General features: G+C 60.4%; 15 protein-coding genes. 10 read left to right on the top strand and 5 right to left on the bottom strand.

Annotated features, from left to right (window positions below; all coding sequences use genetic code 11):
- Positions 1–20 precede the first annotated feature (20 nt).
- The 7 genes from ABLU73_RS02790 (at position 21) to ABLU73_RS02820 (ending at position 8,336) form a co-directional block, all read left to right on the top strand.
- The gene (locus ABLU73_RS02790; protein ID WP_048295488.1) at positions 21–1,418 is read left to right on the top strand and encodes an FAD-dependent oxidoreductase; all 1,398 of its coding nucleotides are present in this window, start codon (positions 21–23) and stop codon (positions 1,416–1,418) included.
- 73 nt (positions 1,419–1,491) lie between these two features.
- Positions 1,492–2,898, top strand: a complete 1,407-nt coding sequence (locus tag ABLU73_RS02795; protein WP_023319027.1) for an LLM class flavin-dependent oxidoreductase — start codon at positions 1,492–1,494, stop codon at positions 2,896–2,898.
- On the top strand, positions 2,895–3,917 hold the full coding sequence (locus ABLU73_RS02800; protein WP_017899193.1) for an ATP-binding cassette domain-containing protein: 1,023 nt from the start codon (positions 2,895–2,897) through the stop codon (positions 3,915–3,917). The genes ABLU73_RS02795 and ABLU73_RS02800 overlap by 4 nt, the downstream gene beginning before the upstream one ends.
- A complete protein-coding gene (locus ABLU73_RS02805) occupies positions 3,914–4,612 on the top strand; it encodes a methionine ABC transporter permease (protein WP_017899192.1) in 699 nt (232 codons plus the stop codon). Before ABLU73_RS02800 ends, ABLU73_RS02805 begins: the two co-directional genes overlap by 4 nt.
- Positions 4,609–5,487, top strand: coding sequence for a MetQ/NlpA family ABC transporter substrate-binding protein (locus ABLU73_RS02810; protein ID WP_004205538.1), 879 nt, complete (start codon positions 4,609–4,611; stop codon positions 5,485–5,487). The genes ABLU73_RS02805 and ABLU73_RS02810 overlap by 4 nt, the downstream gene beginning before the upstream one ends.
- A 193-nt stretch (positions 5,488–5,680) precedes the next feature.
- On the top strand, positions 5,681–7,102 hold the full coding sequence (locus ABLU73_RS02815) for an MFS transporter (protein ID WP_264923715.1): 1,422 nt from the start codon (positions 5,681–5,683) through the stop codon (positions 7,100–7,102).
- A gap of 10 nt (positions 7,103–7,112) precedes the next feature.
- On the top strand, positions 7,113–8,336 hold the full coding sequence (locus ABLU73_RS02820) for an acyl-CoA dehydrogenase family protein (protein ID WP_043520769.1): 1,224 nt from the start codon (positions 7,113–7,115) through the stop codon (positions 8,334–8,336).
- 45 nt (positions 8,337–8,381) lie between these two features.
- Here the strand turns inward: ABLU73_RS02820 and ABLU73_RS02825 are convergent, their stop codons facing one another.
- The 5 genes from ABLU73_RS02825 to queF form a co-directional block, all read right to left on the bottom strand.
- Complete coding sequence (locus tag ABLU73_RS02825) at positions 8,382–9,323, bottom strand: aliphatic sulfonate ABC transporter substrate-binding protein (RefSeq protein ID WP_004205545.1); 942 nt, start codon at positions 9,321–9,323, stop codon at positions 8,382–8,384.
- 131 nt (positions 9,324–9,454) lie between these two features.
- Positions 9,455–10,822 carry an L-serine ammonia-lyase gene (locus ABLU73_RS02830; RefSeq protein ID WP_017899189.1) on the bottom strand — a complete coding sequence of 456 codons (1,368 nt, stop codon included), beginning with the start codon at positions 10,820–10,822 and terminating at the stop codon, positions 9,455–9,457.
- A gap of 66 nt (positions 10,823–10,888) precedes the next feature.
- Positions 10,889–12,178, bottom strand: coding sequence for an HAAAP family serine/threonine permease (locus ABLU73_RS02835; protein WP_004205549.1), 1,290 nt, complete (start codon positions 12,176–12,178; stop codon positions 10,889–10,891).
- A gap of 501 nt (positions 12,179–12,679) precedes the next feature.
- Positions 12,680–14,047 carry a nucleotide 5'-monophosphate nucleosidase PpnN gene (ppnN, locus tag ABLU73_RS02840; RefSeq protein ID WP_004205551.1) on the bottom strand — a complete coding sequence of 456 codons (1,368 nt, stop codon included), beginning with the start codon at positions 14,045–14,047 and terminating at the stop codon, positions 12,680–12,682.
- A gap of 111 nt (positions 14,048–14,158) precedes the next feature.
- Entirely contained in the window at positions 14,159–15,004 is an 846-nt protein-coding gene (gene queF / locus ABLU73_RS02845) for an NADPH-dependent 7-cyano-7-deazaguanine reductase QueF (RefSeq protein ID WP_017899188.1), read from the bottom strand.
- Between the two features lie 68 nt (positions 15,005–15,072).
- Here queF and syd point away from each other — a divergent pair, with 68 nt between their 5' ends.
- The 3 genes from syd (at position 15,073) to truC (ending at position 17,374) form a co-directional block, all read left to right on the top strand.
- Positions 15,073–15,618 (top strand): SecY-interacting protein, encoded by a 546-nt coding sequence (gene syd / locus ABLU73_RS02850; protein ID WP_064187457.1) that lies wholly within the window; start codon positions 15,073–15,075, stop codon positions 15,616–15,618.
- A 632-nt stretch (positions 15,619–16,250) separates the two neighbouring features.
- Complete coding sequence (locus ABLU73_RS02855; RefSeq protein ID WP_002915249.1) at positions 16,251–16,580, top strand: YqcC family protein; 330 nt, start codon at positions 16,251–16,253, stop codon at positions 16,578–16,580.
- The gene (truC, locus tag ABLU73_RS02860) at positions 16,580–17,374 is read left to right on the top strand and encodes a tRNA pseudouridine(65) synthase TruC (RefSeq protein WP_004205557.1); all 795 of its coding nucleotides are present in this window, start codon (positions 16,580–16,582) and stop codon (positions 17,372–17,374) included. The genes ABLU73_RS02855 and truC overlap by 1 nt, the downstream gene beginning before the upstream one ends.
- Positions 17,375–17,377 lie beyond the last annotated feature (3 nt).

A 17,377-nucleotide genomic window follows, 5' to 3' on the forward strand; every position in this document is an offset into this window, starting at 1 on the left:
CATACCGGAGGAGGGCAGCGATGAGTGCAGAACCGCATATCGTGATTATCGGCGGCGGCTTCAGCGGCGCGGCGGTGGCGATTGAGCTGCTGCGCCTGGCGCCGAACGGGGTGCGCGTGACGCTGCTGGAGCCGCGTCAGACTCCCGGCGCCGGGGTGGCCTACTCCACCGCGGAGCCGACGCACCGGATTAACGTCCCGGCCGCCCGTATGCAACTGACCGGTGATGAAGAGGGCGCCTTCGATCGCTGGTACCGCCGTCAGCCTGCCTTTGCCGCCGATGCGCAGGCGCTGCGCCCGGACGGTTCCGTCTACCCTCAGCGCGGCCAGTTTGGTCGCTATGTGGCACAGCGTTTTTCCGACGCCGCGGCCGCCAGCGGCGGACGGCTGCGCCACCTGCGCGATCGGGCGTTCGCTTTTCATCAGGGGACGGTTAGCACTGAGGGCGGACTGCAGCTTAAGGCCGACCTGCTGGTGCTGGCGATCAGCCATCCACCGCCTTCGCTGCCGGCGCAGGCCGAAGCCTGGCGTCACCATCCGGCGCTGATTGCCAACCCGTGGCAGCCTGGCGCGCTCGACGCCATCGCCCCGCACGCCCGGGTGGCGGTGATGGGCACCGGATTAACCATGGCCGATACGGTCGCGACGCTGGACCGGTTGGGCCACCGCGGCAGTATCATCGCCTTTTCGCGCCACGGCCTGCTGTCGCGCGGTAACCTCAGCGGCGCGGGGGCAGCATGGCCCGGCGACTATCAGCAGGGCAACTTGCGCCAGCGCCTGCGCCAGATCCGCCTCGATGTGGCGTATGCGGCGCAGCAGGGCCTGAGCTGGCAGGTGGTGCTGGATGCGGTCCGCCAGCAGGGGCAGCGGATCTGGCAGGCGCTCAGCGTCGCCGATCGCCAGCGTTTTCTGCGCCATCTGCGCCATTACTGGGATGTCCACCGCTACCGCGTGGCGCCGCAGGTCGCCGAGGTGCTGGAGGCGCGCCAGCGCACGGGCAGTCTGCAGGTGCAGGCGGCCAGGCTACTGTCGATGAGCGCTGAAGGCGAGACGCTGCGTCTGACGCTGGCGCGGCGCGGCGGCGGCGTGCAAACCCTGAGCGTCGATCATCTGATCCTGACGACCGGACCCGCGCACCGTGCCCTAACCGACAGCCAGCCATTTTTACAGGACCTTGCCCGCCGCGGCCTTATTCGCGCTGATGCTCTCGGCATGGGCCTGGAGGTGGACAGCCGTTCCCGGGCAGTGGCTGATCCGCAGGTTGAGGCGCTGCCGGTGCTGGTGGCCGGTCCGGCCGCCCGCGGGCGTTTTGGCGAACTGATGGGCCTGCCGCAGGTAGCCGACCATGCCGCTGAGGTGGCGGCGCAAGCGTTACTCACGCTCGGGATCCCGCAGGACTCCCGATGTCCAGCGTACTGAATACCTCTCTTTCTTTTCCCTGATTCATTTTGCCGCGTGCGCCCCGGCGACGGGCCGCGCTATGGAGATTGCTATGTCATCACAACGTGAAATTCGTCTTAACGCTTTCGATATGAACTGCGTCGGTCATCAGTCGCCTGGCCTGTGGGCGCATCCCCGGGATCGCTCCTGGCAGTATAAAGATCTGGAGTACTGGGTGGATCTGGCGCGACTGCTGGAGCGCGGCAAGTTCGACGGGCTGTTTATCGCCGACGTGCTTGGCGTCTACGACGTGCTGAACGGCAGCGGCGACGCGGCGATCCGCCAGGCGACGCAGGTGCCGGTCAACGATCCGCTGGCCCTGATCACTCCGATGGCGCTGGTGACGGAGCATCTGGGCTTCGGTCTGACCGCCTCGCTGTCGTTTGAGCACCCTTACCCCTTCGCCCGTCGTCTGTCGACGCTCGACCATCTGACCAAAGGGCGGGTGGGCTGGAACATCGTCACCTCCTATCTGGAGAGCGGGGCGCGTAATATCGGCCAGCAAACTCAGACCGACCACGACACCCGCTATGACTATGCCGATGAGTATTTGCAGGTGATCTACAAACTGCTGGAGGGAAGCTGGGAGGACGGGGCGGTGCTGCGCGACAGAGAGCGCAAGATCTTCAGCGATCCGCGGAAAATCCATCCCATTAACCATCAGGGACAGTTCTTTTCCGTGCCTGGGATCCACCTCTGCGAGCCATCCCCGCAGCGCACACCGGTACTGTATCAGGCGGGAGCGTCCAGCCGCGGCAAACAGTTCGCCGCCGGCCATGCCGAATGCGTCTTCGTCGCTGCGCCGTCGAAAGTGCTGCTGAAGAAGACGGTGGCGGATATTCGCCGCCGGGCGGCTGAGGCCGGGCGCGATCCGCACAGCATTCTGATCTTCAATCTGCAGACGGTAATTGTTGGCGACACCGACCGCGAGGCGCAGGCGAAATGGCAGGAATATAAGCAGTACGTCAGTTATGAAGGCGCGCTGGCGCTGCTCTCCGGCTGGACGGGGATTGATTTCGGCCAGTATCAGCCGGATCAGGTGCTGAAGTATCTGCACACCAACGCCATTCAGTCGGCGGTGGAGGCCTTCTCCACTGCGGACCCGAACCGGCAGTGGACGGTGCAGGCCCTGGCCGACTGGGCCGGTATCGGCGGCTTCGGCCCGCTGGTGGTCGGCAGCGCGCAAACCGTGGCGGACGAACTGCAGTCCTGGGTCGAAGAGACGGATGTCGATGGCTTTAACCTTGCCTATGCCGTCACCCACGAAACCTTCCGCGACGTCGTCGAGCTGCTGGTGCCAGAGCTGCAAAAGCGCGGCGTCTTTAAGCAAGAGTACCGTGAGGGGACCCTGCGCGAAAAACTGTTCGGCGCCGGTCCGCGTCTGGCCGCGCCTCACCCGGGCGCCAGCTACCGACGCGATGCGCGCACGGCGGCATCGGTAGAGGAGAAGGTGACATGATCGCTATCGATGATCTGCATAAAAGCTACCGCACGGTGGATGGCCGGCTCAGCGCGGTGCTGAAAGGGCTATCGCTGCAGGTGCCTGAGCGCTCCATCACCGCGGTGGTGGGGCCGAGCGGCGCCGGTAAATCAACTCTCGCGCGCTGCATCAGCCTGCTGGAGCGCCCGGACAGCGGCAGCATTCGTATCAATGGCCTGGATCTGTCGGTGCTGTCCGGCGAGGCGCTGCGCCGGGAGAGGCGGGCGATTGGCACCGTTTTCCAGTCTTCGGCGCTGCTGAGCCGCAGGACCGCCTGGGAGAATGTCGCCCTGCCGCTGGCGTGGCTTGGCGTGGTGGAGCGCGATATCAAGGCGCGGGTCGGTGAGCTGCTGGAGAGCGTCGGCCTGAGCCACAAAGCGGATGCCTGGCCGGCCCAGCTCTCCGGCGGCCAGCGCCAGCGGATCGCCATTGCCCGCGCGCTGGCGCTGCGCCCGTCCGTTCTGCTGGCGGATGAAGCCACCTCCGGCCTCGATCCTCAGGCCACGGCCTCGGTGCTGACTCTGCTCAAGCGGCTGCGTGATGAGTACCAGTTGGCGATCGTCCTGATCACCCATGAAATGGACGCCGTGCGCTCGGCGGCGGATGCGGTGGCGGAGATCCGCGACGGGACGATCGTCCAGTACGGGCGGCTCGAAGATCTGCTGGCGCGTCCCGATTCCCTGCTCGGCCAGCAGCTGTTGCCGCTGACGCCGGCGGCAGCGGCCCACAGCGATTTGCTGCTGCGTCTGAGCTACCGCTGGGATGTGCCGGTGGCCACCGACTGGATCAGCCGCCTGAGCCAGCAGTGGGCGCTGCAGATCGATCTCCTTGGCGGCCACGTCGAGGTGATTAACGGTCGACTGGCCGGTCGTCTGCAGGTTGGAGTGCGCTTTCAGGGCGAACGCCTGTCGCCCGCGCGGCTGCAGGGCCTGCTGGCGCAGCTCGGCATGACGGCGGAGATCCTCGACAGCGCGCCGTTGCTCAGGGAGGCGGTATGAAACCGACAGTCATCAGCCAGGACACCCCCTGGAGCGAAATCCCTTCGCTGCTGCTTCCCGCCTATGGCGAAACCTGGCTAATGGTGGCCATTGTGATGCTGTTTGTCGTCACGCTGGGAGGGCTGGTGGGGGTGGTGCTATTTAACGCCTCGCCGCGGGGATTATTTCCGCACGCACTGCTGTACCGGCTGCTGAACTGGGTGGTCAACATGGGACGTTCGCTGCCGTTTCTGGTGCTGATGGCCGCTATTATCCCGTTCACTTACTGGCTGACCGGCACCACGATTGGCATCCCCGCCGCGGTGGTGCCGATGATCGCCGCCGGCGTCCCGTTCTTTGGCCGTCTGGTGGAGAACGCGCTGCGCGAGCTGCCGGCGGAGGTCACCGCGGTGGGCGTCGTCTGCGGTGGATCGCGCTGGCAAATCATTGCCAGCGCGCAGCTCAGTGAAGCATTGCCGGCGCTGGTGGCGGCGGTGACGCTAAACCTGGTCTCGATGATCGAGTATTCGGCTATCGCCGGGACCATCGGCGCCGGGGGCATCGGCTACCTGGCCGTGGTGTACGGCTATCAGCGCTTCGACAACCACATCATGATCGCGACGATCGTGGCCCTGATCGCCACGATCCAGGTGATTCAATTTTTGGGTGACCGCCTGGTCAACCGTTTACGCCACACGCAGGGGAACCTTGTATGACAACAGAGCAATTTGAGTTACGTAAAGCGCGGCGCTGGCCCTGGCTGGCGGCGCTGGCGGTGATTATCCTGCTCGCCATCGCTTTCTGGTGGTGGCGGGGACATACCCAAAGCCAGCAGGTGGTCTTCGGCAGCACGTTAAAAATTCACTATGAGCCGGCGATGGCCGGCGAGCAGCGGATTATTGAATATATTAATCAGCATATTGCGCCCGATTACGGCCTGAAGCTGGAGGCGGTGGGGGTGCAGGATCCGGTTCAGGCTGACCGCGCGGTAGCGGAAGGACAGTATGCCGGGACGATCTATCAGCATCAGTGGTGGCTTAAACAGGTGGTGGACGCCAACGGCTTTGCGCTGTCGACTACGGTGCCGGTGTTCCAGTGGGCGTTCGGCATCTATTCCGACCGCTACTCGTCGGTACAGGCGTTGCCCAACGGCGCGACCATCGTGGTGCCTGACGACGGCGCCAATCAGGGACAGGCTCTGTGGCTGCTGCAGCGCATTGGTTTGATCTCGCTTGACCCGGCGGTAGAGCCGCGCACGGCGAAGCTGAAAAATATTGTCGACAACCCGCATCAGTTTGTCTTTAAAGAGCTGGATCTGCTGACCATGCCGCGGGCGTTAAATTCGGTGGATGCCGCCATCGGCTATGTCTCGCAATTTGACGCCGGGAAAGTGCCGCGTGAGAAAGGCATTTTATTCCCGCCGGCGCCGCGCACCTTTGCTTCGCAATTAGTGATTGGTACGCCGTATTTATCGCAGGAAAATATCGTCAAATTAAAACAGGCCTTTTCTGACCCACGGATCCAGACGTGGTTAAAAACCACCAACGATCCGCTGGTAAAAGACGTATTAGTTCCGGTATCGGCGGAATAAGCGTCCTGCACGACGTCTCTTTTCGTTGTTATTTACTTCCTTTTAGGATGCGCGAAAGCGCGTCCTTTTTGTGCTGGTGATTTTAGTTAACTTATTGATTATATTGATTTTTATAGTATGAATTGTTGTTTTGATTCTCGCCGCTCGAGGTTTATAACCGCTGATGACCTGCACAAAATAATAAGGTGAAAAAATGAGTACATTACCAGTGGATAATCCCGGTATCGCTTCGGTACCGGTCAGTAGCGTCGTGGATGTGGCGCGGCTAATTAATTCCGGCAGGGAACAGGCGAAATATGCGCGGATGATTGTCTTCCTCGCGCTGGGCGGCGTTTTTCTCGACGCGTATGACTTAACCACGCTCTCTTACGGTATTGATGACGTCGTGCGTGAATTTCAGCTCTCGCCGCTGCTGACCGGCCTGGTGACCTCCTCCATTATGGTCGGGACCATTGTCGGCAATATTATTGGCGGCTGGCTGACCGATAAATATGGTCGCTATTCGGTGTTTATGGCCGATATATTCTTTTTCGTTATTTCGGCTATCGCCGCCGGGCTGGCGCCAAACGTCTGGGTGTTGATTGGCGCTCGCTTCCTGATGGGCATCGGCGTCGGCATCGACCTGCCGGTGGCGATGTCCTATCTGGCCGAGTTTTCCCGCTTTGCCGGCAAAGGCAACAAAGCGGCTCGCCTCGCGGCGTGGTGCCCGATGTGGTACGCCGCCTCAACCGTCTGCTTTCTTATTATCTTCGGTCTCTATTTCCTGTTGCCGCAGGAGCATCTTGACTGGCTGTGGCGCGCCTCCCTGCTGTTCGGCGCCGTGCCGGCGCTGCTGATTATCGCCGTCCGCAGCCGGTTCATGAACGAATCCCCGCTGTGGGCGGCAAACCAGGGCGATCTGACCTCTGCGGTGCGCATCTTACGCGACTCCTGGGGGATCCATGCCCATGAGGTCCCGACGGCGAAGCCGGCGCCGGCGCCGAAAGTGAGCTTTCGCGTGCTGTTCGAAAAACCCTACCGTGAGCGGACTATCGTCGCCGGGGTGATGAATATCTGTATCTCCTTCGAGTACACGGCGATTGCCTTTTTCCTGCCGTCAATTCTTGCCCAGTTTCTCGGGGCTGGCGTCTTCGAAACTATTTCGGCATCACTGGGGCTGAACGCCCTGTTTGCCTTTACCGGCGGGCTGCTTGGTATGCATCTGGCGTGGAAATATCCTTCGCGTCATGTGGCGATAGCCGGCTTTGCCCTGCAGTTTGTGGCGCTGATTGTGCTGGCGCTGGTGGGGCAACCGCACGCGACGGCAGGCATCGTACTGGCCATCGCGATGCTGGGACTGTGGCTGTTCGCCGAAGGATTTGGCCCGGGGGCGCAGCTGATGATCTACCCGGCGCTCTCCTATCCCACCGCCATTCGCGCCACCGGGGTCGGTTTCAGCCGGGCGCTTTCCGGGATCGGCAGCGCGCTGGCGCTGTTTATTCTGCCGCTGCTGCAGGCCTCGCTCGGCACGCAGATGTTCTGGGTGGTCTCGCTTGCCGCCATTATTCCCATTTTCTTCCTGCTGGCGGTCCGTCATGAACCGACACGAGAAGATATTGACGCAATTCATGAATAAGGAACCGACTATGACCTTGCTCTCCACTGGCACCGATTATGACGCGCTGGCGGCCGCCTTCCGCCCGATATTCACCCGCATCGCCCAGGGCGCCGCGGAGCGCGAACAGCAGCGCGTTCTGCCCGAGGAGCCGATCCGCTGGCTGAAAGAAGCGGGCTTCGGCACGCTGCGTATCCCGCGCGAGAAGGGCGGCTGGGGCGCTTCGCTGCCGCAGCTCAGCGCGCTGCTGATTGAGCTGGCGCAAGCGGATTCTAACCTGCCGCAGGCCCTGCGCGCGCACTTTGCTTTTGTGGAAGATCAGCTGAATCAGCCGGATTCCGCCGGGCGCGACCGCTGGTTTCGTCGCTTCCTTGACGGCGAGCTGGTGGGCAGCGGCTGGACGGAGATCGGCGCGGTTAAGCTGGGGGACGTGAACACTCGGGTGACGCCGGCAGAGGGCGGCTGGCGACTCGACGGCGAGAAGTTCTACAGCACCGGCGCGCTGTACGCCGACTGGATCGATGTGTTTGCCCGGCGCAGCGATACCGGTAGCGATGTGATTGCCCTGGTCAGCACCCAACAGCCCGGCGTGGCGCGGGAAGATGACTGGGATGGCTTTGGCCAGCGGCTGACCGGCAGCGGGACCACCCGCTTCACCGACGCCCGGGTGGAAACCGACCACGTCTACGACTTTGCCCAGCGCTTTCGCTATCAGACCGCCTTCTATCAGCATGTGCTGCTGGCGACCCTCGCGGGCATCGGCCTGGCGGTTGAGCGGGATGCCGCGCAGGGCGTCAAACACCGGTCCCGGATGTACAGCCACGGCAACGCCGCCGTACCGCGCGATGATGCCCAGGTTCTGCAGGTCGTTGGGCAGATTAGCAGCTGGGCATGGGCGACCCGGACCGCGGTCCTGCAGGCCGCGGAATCGCTGCAGCAGGCCTATGTGGCGCACGTCAGCGACGACGAAGCGCTGATCGCCCGGCGCAACCAGCTGGCGGAAGTGGAAGCGGCGCAGGCGCAGGTGATCGCCAGCGACTGGATCCCGCGGGCGGCGACGGAGCTGTTCAATGCCCTCGGGGCGTCGGATACGCGTACCCGTCTGGCGCTGGACCGTCACTGGCGCAATGCGCGGACGGTCGCCTCGCATAATCCGGTGATTTACAAGGCGCGCAATATCGGAAACTGGCTGGTGAACGGTGAGGCGCCGACCTTCATCTGGCAGATTGGCAATGGTGAGAAAACGGCGGGATAAGTCCGTCGGCGACGGGGGGCGCAATGCCTCCCGCCGCCGGGAAAACTAAGGTTTATCCAGCGACCAGGTGGCGCTGCGTACGTCGACTTTCACCGGCAGCAGGCCGATGCGCGTAAAGGTATCCGCCAGCGCCTGCTGTTCGTTATACACCGCCGGCGTCATGCGTTCAGCGCCGTAGGGCAGGCGGGCCAGGGTCTTCAGCCAGATGGCTTTATCCAGCCCGGTTGAGGTCGACAGGAGGCCGGCGGCCTCGTCCTGATGGCTGTTCGCCCACACACTGAGTTTACCCAGCTCATCCACCACCTGTTTTGCCGTCTCCGGGTAGGTATCCGCAAACTTACGGCTGGCGAGATAGAAGGTGTAGTGCGGCACCAGCCCCTCGGCGTTGCTTATTTGTCGGGCTTTCGCGTTGGTTTCCACTTCCGCGAGGAACGGATCCCAGATCACCCACGCATCAATCGCCCCGCGCTGGAAAGCGGCGCGGGCGTCCGCCGGCGGCAGATAGACCGGGGTGATGTCTTTATAGCTGAGGCCCGCTTTTTCCAGCGCGGCGACCAGCAGGTAGTTGACGTCGGACCCCTTGTTCAGCCCCACGCGCTTGCCCTTCAGATCGGCTACGCTGCGGATCGTCGACTGCTCCGGGACCACAATCGCTTCCGTTTTTGGGTTAGCGGGGGAGTGGGCAAGGTAGACCAGATCGGCTTGTGCCGCCTGGGCAAAGGCCGGCGGCGCATCGCCGGTGGCGGCCAGATCGATACTGCCGACGTTGAGCCCCTCCAGCATTTGCGGACCGGCGGGGAATTCGACCCAGCGGACGGCAATGCCCTGTTTTTTCAGGCTCTCATCCAGGGTGCCGCGATATTTCAGCAGCGCGAAGATGTTCGCCTTTTGATAGCCGATGTTGACGGTCTCCGGCGCTTTGGCCAGCGCGGAGGCGGAAAGGGCGGCGAGGACCAGCAGCCAGGCGGGGCGGAATCGGTTGGACATTGTCTGTTCTCCTTAGCGTTTTGCGTAAGGTAACAAACAGCGCTTATAACCATTAAATAACTAAATTTTAATTGATATAACAAAAGGTGGGTGAGAGGGCCCGCCGCGGCGACGCGTGGCGGGCCAGCAGGTTAATCGCAGGCGACAATCTTCATCGCCAGACCACCGCGGGAGGTTTCCCGGTACTTGGCGTTCATGTCTTTGCCGGTTTCGTACATGGTCTCAATGACTTTATCGAGGCAGACGCGCGGCTCGCTGGTCCGGCGCAGCGCCATTCGCGCGGCGTTGACCGCTTTCACGGCGGCGATAGCGTTGCGTTCGATGCAAGGCACCTGCACCTGGCCGGCGACCGGGTCGCAGGTCAGACCGAGGTTATGCTCCATGGCGATCTCTGCCGCGATGCACACCTGGCCCGGGCTACCGCCCAGCAGTTCCGCCAGACCGGCCGCCGCCATTGAGCAGGCGACGCCCACTTCACCCTGGCAACCCACTTCGGCGCCGGAGATCGAGGCGTTCATCTTATACAGCGAACCAATCGCGCTGGCCACCAGCATATAGCGGGCCAGGGAGTTGCTGTTCACCTTGCGGATAAACTTGTCGTAATAGGCCAGCACTGCCGGCACGATACCGCAGGCGCCGTTGGTCGGCGCGGTTACCACCCGGCCGCCGGCGGCGTTCTCTTCGTTCACCGCGAGAGCGAACATATTGATCCAGTCGACCACCGCCATCGGGTCGCTGTTGGTGGTGTCCTGGCTCACCAGCATGCGGCGCAGCGCGGCGGCCCGGCGCGGAACGCGCAGTTTGCCCGGCAGGACGCCTTCGGTGGTAATGCCGCGCTCAATCCCGGCGCTCATCACTTCCCACACCGCGGCGAAGTGTTGCTCCAGTGCCTCTTTACTGTGTAGCGCCAGTTCGTTCTGCATCATCAGGCCGGAGAGCGACAGCCCGGTTTCGCGGCAGTGACGCTGCAGGTCGGCGGCGTTTTTATAGGGGTAAGGGACGGCCACCGGCGCGTCAGTGGTCTGGCCGAAGTGCGCTTCATCGACGATAAAGCCGCCGCCGATGGAGTAGTACGTCTGGCTGTAGAGCACCTGGTCGCCGGCCAGGGCGGTGATGCGCATGCCGTTCTCATGCAGCGAAAGGTTGTCGGCATGGAAATTCATGCACTGATCGACCGGGAAGTCCACTTCGTGCTGGCCGTTGGCCAGCATCAGGCGACCGTGGGTGTTAACGTCCTGAATAAATCCCGGAATGGCGTCAATGTCGACGGTGTCCGGCAGGTTGCCGGCGAGCCCCATGATAATCGCGATATCGGTATGGTGGCCTTTACCGGTCAGGGAGAGGGAGCCGTAGACGTCGACGACGACTTTGCTCACCTCGGCCAGCAGGCCGCGCGCGATCAGGTCGTCAGTAAATTGTTTGCCCGCTTTCATCGGTCCAACGGTATGGGAGCTGGAAGGGCCAATGCCGATTTTAAAGATATCGAATACGCTGATCATATGTATTCCCGTGCTGTCGGAAAGCGCGCCCCCCTTAAGCGGCGCGGGGGGGAGGTGTTGACTGAATTAGCTGAACAGCGAGTAGAAGATCGCGGAGATGGCAATCAGACCCATAATCACCACGAAGACGTTGCTAACGTGGCCGCTGTATTTACGCATCGCCGGCACTTTCTGAATCGCGTACATCGGCATCAGGAACAGGATCATCGCGATAATCGGGCCGCCCAGGGTCTCGATCATGCCGAGGATGCTCGGGTTCAGCGTCGCTACAATCCAGGTAGTAACCAGCATGAACAGCGCGGTCAGCTTGTTCAGTTTGTTGATTTCGATCGATTTGCCTTTACCGCGCAGGGACTTAATCACCATGCCATTAAAGCCTTCGCGGGCGCCCAGGTAGTGGCCGAGGAAGGATTTGGTGATGGCGATCATCGCGATGATCGGCGCCATCCAGGCAATGATTGGCGCGTTAAAGTGGTTCGCCAGGTAAGACAGAATCGAGATGTTCTGCTCTTTCGCCGCTGCCAGGTCTGCCGGAGAGAGGCTCAGAACGCAGCTGAAGACGAAGAACATCACGGTCAGCACCATCATGATGTGGGCGCGAGCCAGGATGCTGGAGCATTTTTTCTCGGCGCCTTCGCCGTACTCTTCACGCTTGGCAACCGCGAAGGAGGAGATGATCGGCGAGTGGTTGAAAGAGAAGACCATTACCGGGATCGCCAGCCACAGGGTCATCAGCAGGCCGTTGCCGGTGACGGAGGCGCCGCTCAGGGAGAGGGTCTCCAGCGCCGCGCCGTTCCACTGCGGGATCAGGTACAGCGCCAACACCATCAGGGCGATAACGAACGGGAACACCAGCACGCTCATCGCTTTTACAATCATCTGCTCACCGAAACGCACGATAGTCATCATGCCGACGATCAGGATCAGCGACAGAATAGCGCGCGGCGGCGGCGTCATGTGCAGCTGGTGCGCCATGAAGCTTTCGACGGTATTGGTGATCGCCACGCTGTAGACCAACAGGATTGGATAGATAGCGAAGAAGTAGAGCAGGGTAATCAGCTTACCTGCGCCTACGCCGAAGTGTTCTTCAACCACTTCAGTAATGTCTTCGCCCGGGTTTTTGCCGGAGAGCACGAAGCGGGTCATACCGCGGTGGGCGAAGAAGGTCATCGGGAAGGCCAGAATCGCCATGATAATCAGGGGGATCATGCCGCCGACGCCGGCGTTGATCGGCAGGAACAAGACGCCCGCGCCGATCGCTGTACCGTACAGGCCCAGCATCCACATGGTGTCGGTTTTACGCCATCCGCTGCGGGTTTCGCCCGAAACGATGGTGCTGGTTTGAGTGGTTTCCATCTGTATCTCCTGGAGGAATCAACAAAATCTAATGAACAAATACAATTGCGTAACACGAAATTCGTTTAATTACGGTTTTTTTTAGAAATTTTCTCCGTAATAATTGGGCCGGAAAGATACATTTATATGGTTTATGCATCAGTGATCGCGATCTCAAATGCAATAATCCACTTTCAATGTGCGTATTTTTAGTCCAACAGCCTGTTTCTGGTGATCAGCCAGCGATTTGTGGCGCGCAGGCTACCATTTGCAGCATATGAGATAAAAGCGGGGCGGCGTAATAACGAGGGATTTACTGTAAAAAAGAGAAGTGGTCGACGTTTTTGCGCTTAAAACCATTTTTTGCAGTGATAATTGTCGCAGTTTTTACTAACGCAAACGATTGGCTATGTAAAAACAATTCAGGTGTTTGATTAGTCACAGAAAGGTTTTTGGCGCGTTTTGGAAGTCAGAGAAAGCGTGCCCGCCGGGGCAACAGGCGCTGCCCCGGCGGGACGGAAATCAGGCGATGATTTCGTAGCAGGGAATATAGGCGGTACCGCCAGGAAGCTTCATGCGGTGCTGGGCGACGAAGCCCTGCAGCAGATCGTCCATGCGGCGCATCATCTCCGGGTCGCCGTGCAGCTTGTATGGACCGTACTGCTCGATGGCCTGGATGCCCACCTCTTTGACGTTACCTGCGACAATGCCGGAGAAGGCGCGGCGCAGGTCGGCGGCCAGCACTTCCACCGGCTGGTCCGGGGAGAGTTTGAGGTTGGCCATGTTTTCATGGGTCGGATCAAACGGCATCTGCAGGTCCGGCGAGATACGAATTGACCAGTTGAAGCTGTAGGCGTCGTCGGTCTCGCGACGGCTCTCTTTCACCAGCGGCATCGCTTTTTTCATCTGCCGCGCCACTTCCGCCGGGTCGTCGATGATTATCCGGTAGTGGCGACGGGCGGATTCGCCCAGGGTATGGGTGATAAATTCGTCCAGCACGCGGAAGTAGTCAGCGCTCTCTTTCGGTCCGGTGAGGATCAGCGGCAGCACCTGCGCTTTGTTATCCGGATGCATCAGAATACCCAGCAGGTAGAGCAGTTCTTCGGCGGTGCCGACGCCGCCCGGGAAGATGATGATCCCGTGGGCGATGCGCACGAAGGCCTCCAGACGCTTTTCGATGTCCGGCATGATGATCAGTTCATTGACCAGCGGGTTTGGCGGTTCTGCGGCGATAATGGACGGTTCGGTCATGCCGATAAAGCGGCTGTCTTTGTAGCGCTGCTGCGCGTGGCCGACGGCGGCGCCTTTCATCGGCGCTTCCATCGCGCCAGGCCCGCAGCCGGTGCAGATATTCAGTTCCCGCAGTCCCAGCTGCGTACCAACGCGGCGGGCGTAGAGATATTCGTTTTCGTTGATCGAGTGGCCGCCCCAGCAGACGATCATGTTCGGCGCTTCGCCGACGTGTAGCGCGCGGGCGTTGCGCAGGATCGAGAACACCAGGTTGGTGATATGGACCGAACTTTCGAGATCGAGGTTCGGGAAGCGAACGGTATTGTGGATCTGGCCGTACACGAAGAGGATGTCGCGCAGTACGGCGAACAGGTTGGCCTGCAGGGAACGAATAATGCGCCCGTCAACGAAGGCGTCTTCCGGCGGGTTGATCAGTTCCAGCTTCACGCCGCGTTCGCGACGCAGCACGTTAATATCGAAATTTTCAAAACGGGACAGGAGCTCCTTGCTGTTATCGGTCAGGCTCCCCGAGTTGAGCACAGCAAGCGAGCAGTTGCGAAACAGTTGATACAGGTCGCTGCTGGCGGTGCGCTTAAGCATATCCACTTCCAGCTGCGACAGCATATCCATTGAACCAAGCGGGCTAACATGTGTAATCAAGTGAACTCCTTACAGGACGCTTATGGTCTTCCTGTGATTACAATAGCCCTGCGAGCGGCGTTTCCACAACCTTGCGCGCGCCTAAACGCACGCATATTGTGAAATTATTTATTATTGTCGGGCGAGGCGGCCAGTGGCGGGGGAAAAGTCGCCGTTGCTGCGCCAGGGGTTGATATCCAGACCGCCGCGTCGCGTATAGCGGGCGTAAACGGAAAGCGATTCCGGCTGGCAGAAACGGAGAATATCGTTAAAGATGCGCTCGACGCACTGCTCATGGAATTCGTTATGGTGGCGGAAAGAAACCAGATAGCGCAGGAGCTGCTCGCGGTTGATTTTCGCCCCACGATACTGGATCTGCACCGAGCCCCAGTCCGGCTGGTGGGTGATCAGGCAGTTGGACTTCAGCAGATGGCTGACCAGCGTCTCTTCCACGATTTTGCCGCTGGCGGCGCCCTGCAGGTAGTCGGCGCTGAACTGATAGTTATCGATCTCGATATCCTGATCGTCGATGCAGGCGCCGTGCAGGTGGGCAATCGGCTGGCCTTCCAGTTCATCCAGCCGATACAGCGACACCTTGACCTCGCCCTGCGCGCAGACGCTCAGATCGCGGGTTAGCGTCTCTTCAACCTCCTGCCAGCTGGCGAAACGCGTCTGGTTGAAGCTGTTGAGATAGAGCTTAAAGCTTTTTGATTCCACCAGATTGACGGTGGTGTCGGGCAGTTCGACGTGGCCGACGGCCACCTGCGGCAGGCCTTTGCCGTTCAGCCAGGAGAGTTCGTAGAGCGTCCAGATATCGGCGCCGTGAAACGGCAGGTTGTCGGCATGCAGGCCAAGCGGGTCGCGGTTAAGGCTGCGCGGAACGCCCTGCAGCAGCGAGGCGTCATAGGTATCGCGGTAATCGGTTGATTTACCGAGCGTCAGGCCGGCCAGCGCCTGATGATTATCGTAAGAAGACATGTTTCACCATAGTAAAGCGGGTACACTATTACCCCAGTGTATCCTGTCTAACGTGAAGAGAGAAACCGGTGGACCATCAGACCGCAGAAGCGCTGCATGCTTTTACCCAACGTTATTGCGCCGCCTGGCAGCAGCAGCGCCACAGCCTGCCGCGCAGTGAAGAGCTTTACGGCGTTCCGTCGCCTTGCGTCGTCGACACCCAGGACGAGGCCGTTTTCTGGCAGCCGCAGCCGTTTTCGCTGGCGCAAAATATCAGTGCGGTTGAACGCGCCCTGGATATTGTGGTACAACAGCCGCTTCATTCTTATTATACCACTCAGTTTGCCGGCGATATGACCGGCCGGTTCGCCGGCGAAACGCTAACGCTGCTGCAGACCTGGAGTGAAGAGGATTTCCTGCGGGTGCAGGAAAACCTCATCGGGCACCTGGTGGTGCAGAAGCGGCTGAAGCTGGCGCCGACGCTGTTCATCGCTACCCTCGAGAGTGAACTGGATGTCATTTCCGTCTGTAATCTCAGCGGTGAAGTCGTCAAAGAGACCCTCGGCACCGCCAAACGCCTCACCCTTTCCCCCTCGCTTGCGGGTTTCCTCAACCAGCTTGAGCCGGTGCTGTAATCCAGTCTGCCTGGTCATTTGTGAGAGATCTCTTACAAAACCTGTAAGAGATCATCATCATTTAAGGCAAATTTAATCCAATCTTTTTTTGTTAAGTTATTGGTATTAAATTAGATCTTAATTTTTTCGTCCTTTTGAGTGGGGACTAATCTTAAGAGATTGTCTCAAGAAGGGTTGTAAGAAGAGGCAGAATCAGTGATCCTATGTCTGTCGACAGGAAGTCGCGAAATGAAGCGAACATCAGGATGATGGCGCTTCTGCAGGACCCGCCAGGATGGCGTTGCAAGGACAGGCTTCAGGATGAAGCAAGGATAACGCAGGATCGCGTAATGGACACCTCCAGGATGGAGAATGAGAGCCGCTCAGGATGAACGGTGGATCAGGAAGATCGGGACAAACTTAAGGATAAGTCATTTCACATCGGGGTGGTGTGAAAGCAGGATGCATGAGTTTATGGATGAACATGGTCAGGAGACCTCAGGAAAAGTTTTCAAGGACGAGCAGGGAGCACCAATGTAGCGGGAATGCTGCAAAACGAACCGGGAGCACTGTTTATACAGTGCTCCCTTTTTTTATTTCTCCTGCGGATTTGCTATCCTGCGCCCGGTTTTTAACTCATCGAGGTTTCCCCCATGACTCTTCACGATAGCGTGCGCGATCGCCTGCGCGCCATTGAAGCCCTGCTGCGCGAAACAGAACACTGGCAGGAGACGGCGCCGGACAGCAGCGCCTTCGCCAGCGATAAACCGTTTTGCCTGGATACCCTGGAGCCGCTGGAGTGGCTGCAGTGGGTCCTGATCCCGCGTATGCATCAGCTGCTGGAGAGCGGCCAGCCGCTGCCGCAAAATTTCGCCGTTGCGCCGTATTACGAAATGGCGCTGGATCAAGCCCACCCGGTTCGCGAATCCATGCTGGCGGAGCTGCTGCTGCTGGACGCGCTGTTTGCCGGTGAGCAGGCCTGATGCTGGAGATAATCTACCAGGACGACTGGCTGGTGGCGGTCAACAAACCGTCGGGCTGGCTGGTGCACCGCAGCTGGCTCGATCGCGATGAGAAAGTGGTGGTGATGCAGACCGTGCGCGACCAGATCGGTCAGCACGTTTTTACCGCCCATCGCCTCGACCGGCCCACCTCCGGCGTCCTGCTCATGGGGCTGTCAAGCGAGGCGGGTCGGCTGCTGGCGCAGCAGTTCGAGCAGCATCAGATCCAGAAGCGCTACCATGCGATCGTCCGCGGCTGGCTGATGGAAGAGGCGCTGCTCGATTATCCGCTGGTGGAAGAGCTGGATAAAATCGCCGATAAGTTCGCCCGCGAAGATAAAGGCCCGCAGCCGGCGGTGACCCATTATCGTGGTCTGGCGACGGTAGAGATGCCGGTCGCTACCGGGCGTTATCCCACCACGCGCTACGGGCTGGTGGAACTGGAGCCGAAAACCGGCCGCAAGCACCAGCTGCGCCGCCATCTGGCCCACCTGCGTCATCCGATCCTTGGCGACAGCAAGCACGGCGATCTGCGGCAAAACCGCAGCGCCGCGGAGCATTTCGGCTGCCACCGCCTGATGCTGCACGCCAGCGAACTGTCGTTAACTCATCCCTTTACCGGTGAGCCGCTGACCCTGCGCGCCGGTTTTGACGACGTCTGGATGCGTGCGCTGTCGCAGTTTGGCTGGCGCGGGCTTCTCCCGCTAAATGAAAGGGTTGAGTTTGCCGACGACTGCGGTCAGGATGAAGAGAATAAGGACAATCCTGGGAGATAATAG

Source organism: Klebsiella sp. GG_Kp175, from assembly GCF_040062325.1.
GTDB lineage: Bacteria > Pseudomonadota > Gammaproteobacteria > Enterobacterales > Enterobacteriaceae > Klebsiella > Klebsiella quasipneumoniae.

Bases quoted from the DNA above. Each gene is read 5' to 3' on its own strand.
- ABLU73_RS02815 (WP_264923715.1), top strand. From the start codon at position 5,681: ATGAGTACATTACCAGTGGATAATCCCGGTATCGCTTCGGTACCGGTC.
- ABLU73_RS02800 (WP_017899193.1), top strand. From the start codon at position 2,895: ATGATCGCTATCGATGATCTGCATAAAAGCTACCGCACGGTGGATGGC.
- ABLU73_RS02820 (WP_043520769.1), top strand. From the start codon at position 7,113: ATGACCTTGCTCTCCACTGGCACCGATTATGACGCGCTGGCGGCCGCC.
- ABLU73_RS02795 (WP_023319027.1), top strand. From the start codon at position 1,492: ATGTCATCACAACGTGAAATTCGTCTTAACGCTTTCGATATGAACTGC.
- ABLU73_RS02835 (WP_004205549.1), bottom strand. From the start codon at position 12,178: ATGGAAACCACTCAAACCAGCACCATCGTTTCGGGCGAAACCCGCAGC.
- truC (WP_004205557.1), top strand. From the start codon at position 16,580: ATGCTGGAGATAATCTACCAGGACGACTGGCTGGTGGCGGTCAACAAA.
- ABLU73_RS02790 (WP_048295488.1), top strand. From the start codon at position 21: ATGAGTGCAGAACCGCATATCGTGATTATCGGCGGCGGCTTCAGCGGC.
- ABLU73_RS02825 (WP_004205545.1), bottom strand. From the start codon at position 9,323: ATGTCCAACCGATTCCGCCCCGCCTGGCTGCTGGTCCTCGCCGCCCTT.
- ABLU73_RS02830 (WP_017899189.1), bottom strand. From the start codon at position 10,822: ATGATCAGCGTATTCGATATCTTTAAAATCGGCATTGGCCCTTCCAGC.
- ABLU73_RS02805 (WP_017899192.1), top strand. From the start codon at position 3,914: ATGAAACCGACAGTCATCAGCCAGGACACCCCCTGGAGCGAAATCCCT.
- ABLU73_RS02855 (WP_002915249.1), top strand. From the start codon at position 16,251: ATGACTCTTCACGATAGCGTGCGCGATCGCCTGCGCGCCATTGAAGCC.
- queF (WP_017899188.1), bottom strand. From the start codon at position 15,004: ATGTCTTCTTACGATAATCATCAGGCGCTGGCCGGCCTGACGCTCGGT.
- ABLU73_RS02810 (WP_004205538.1), top strand. From the start codon at position 4,609: ATGACAACAGAGCAATTTGAGTTACGTAAAGCGCGGCGCTGGCCCTGG.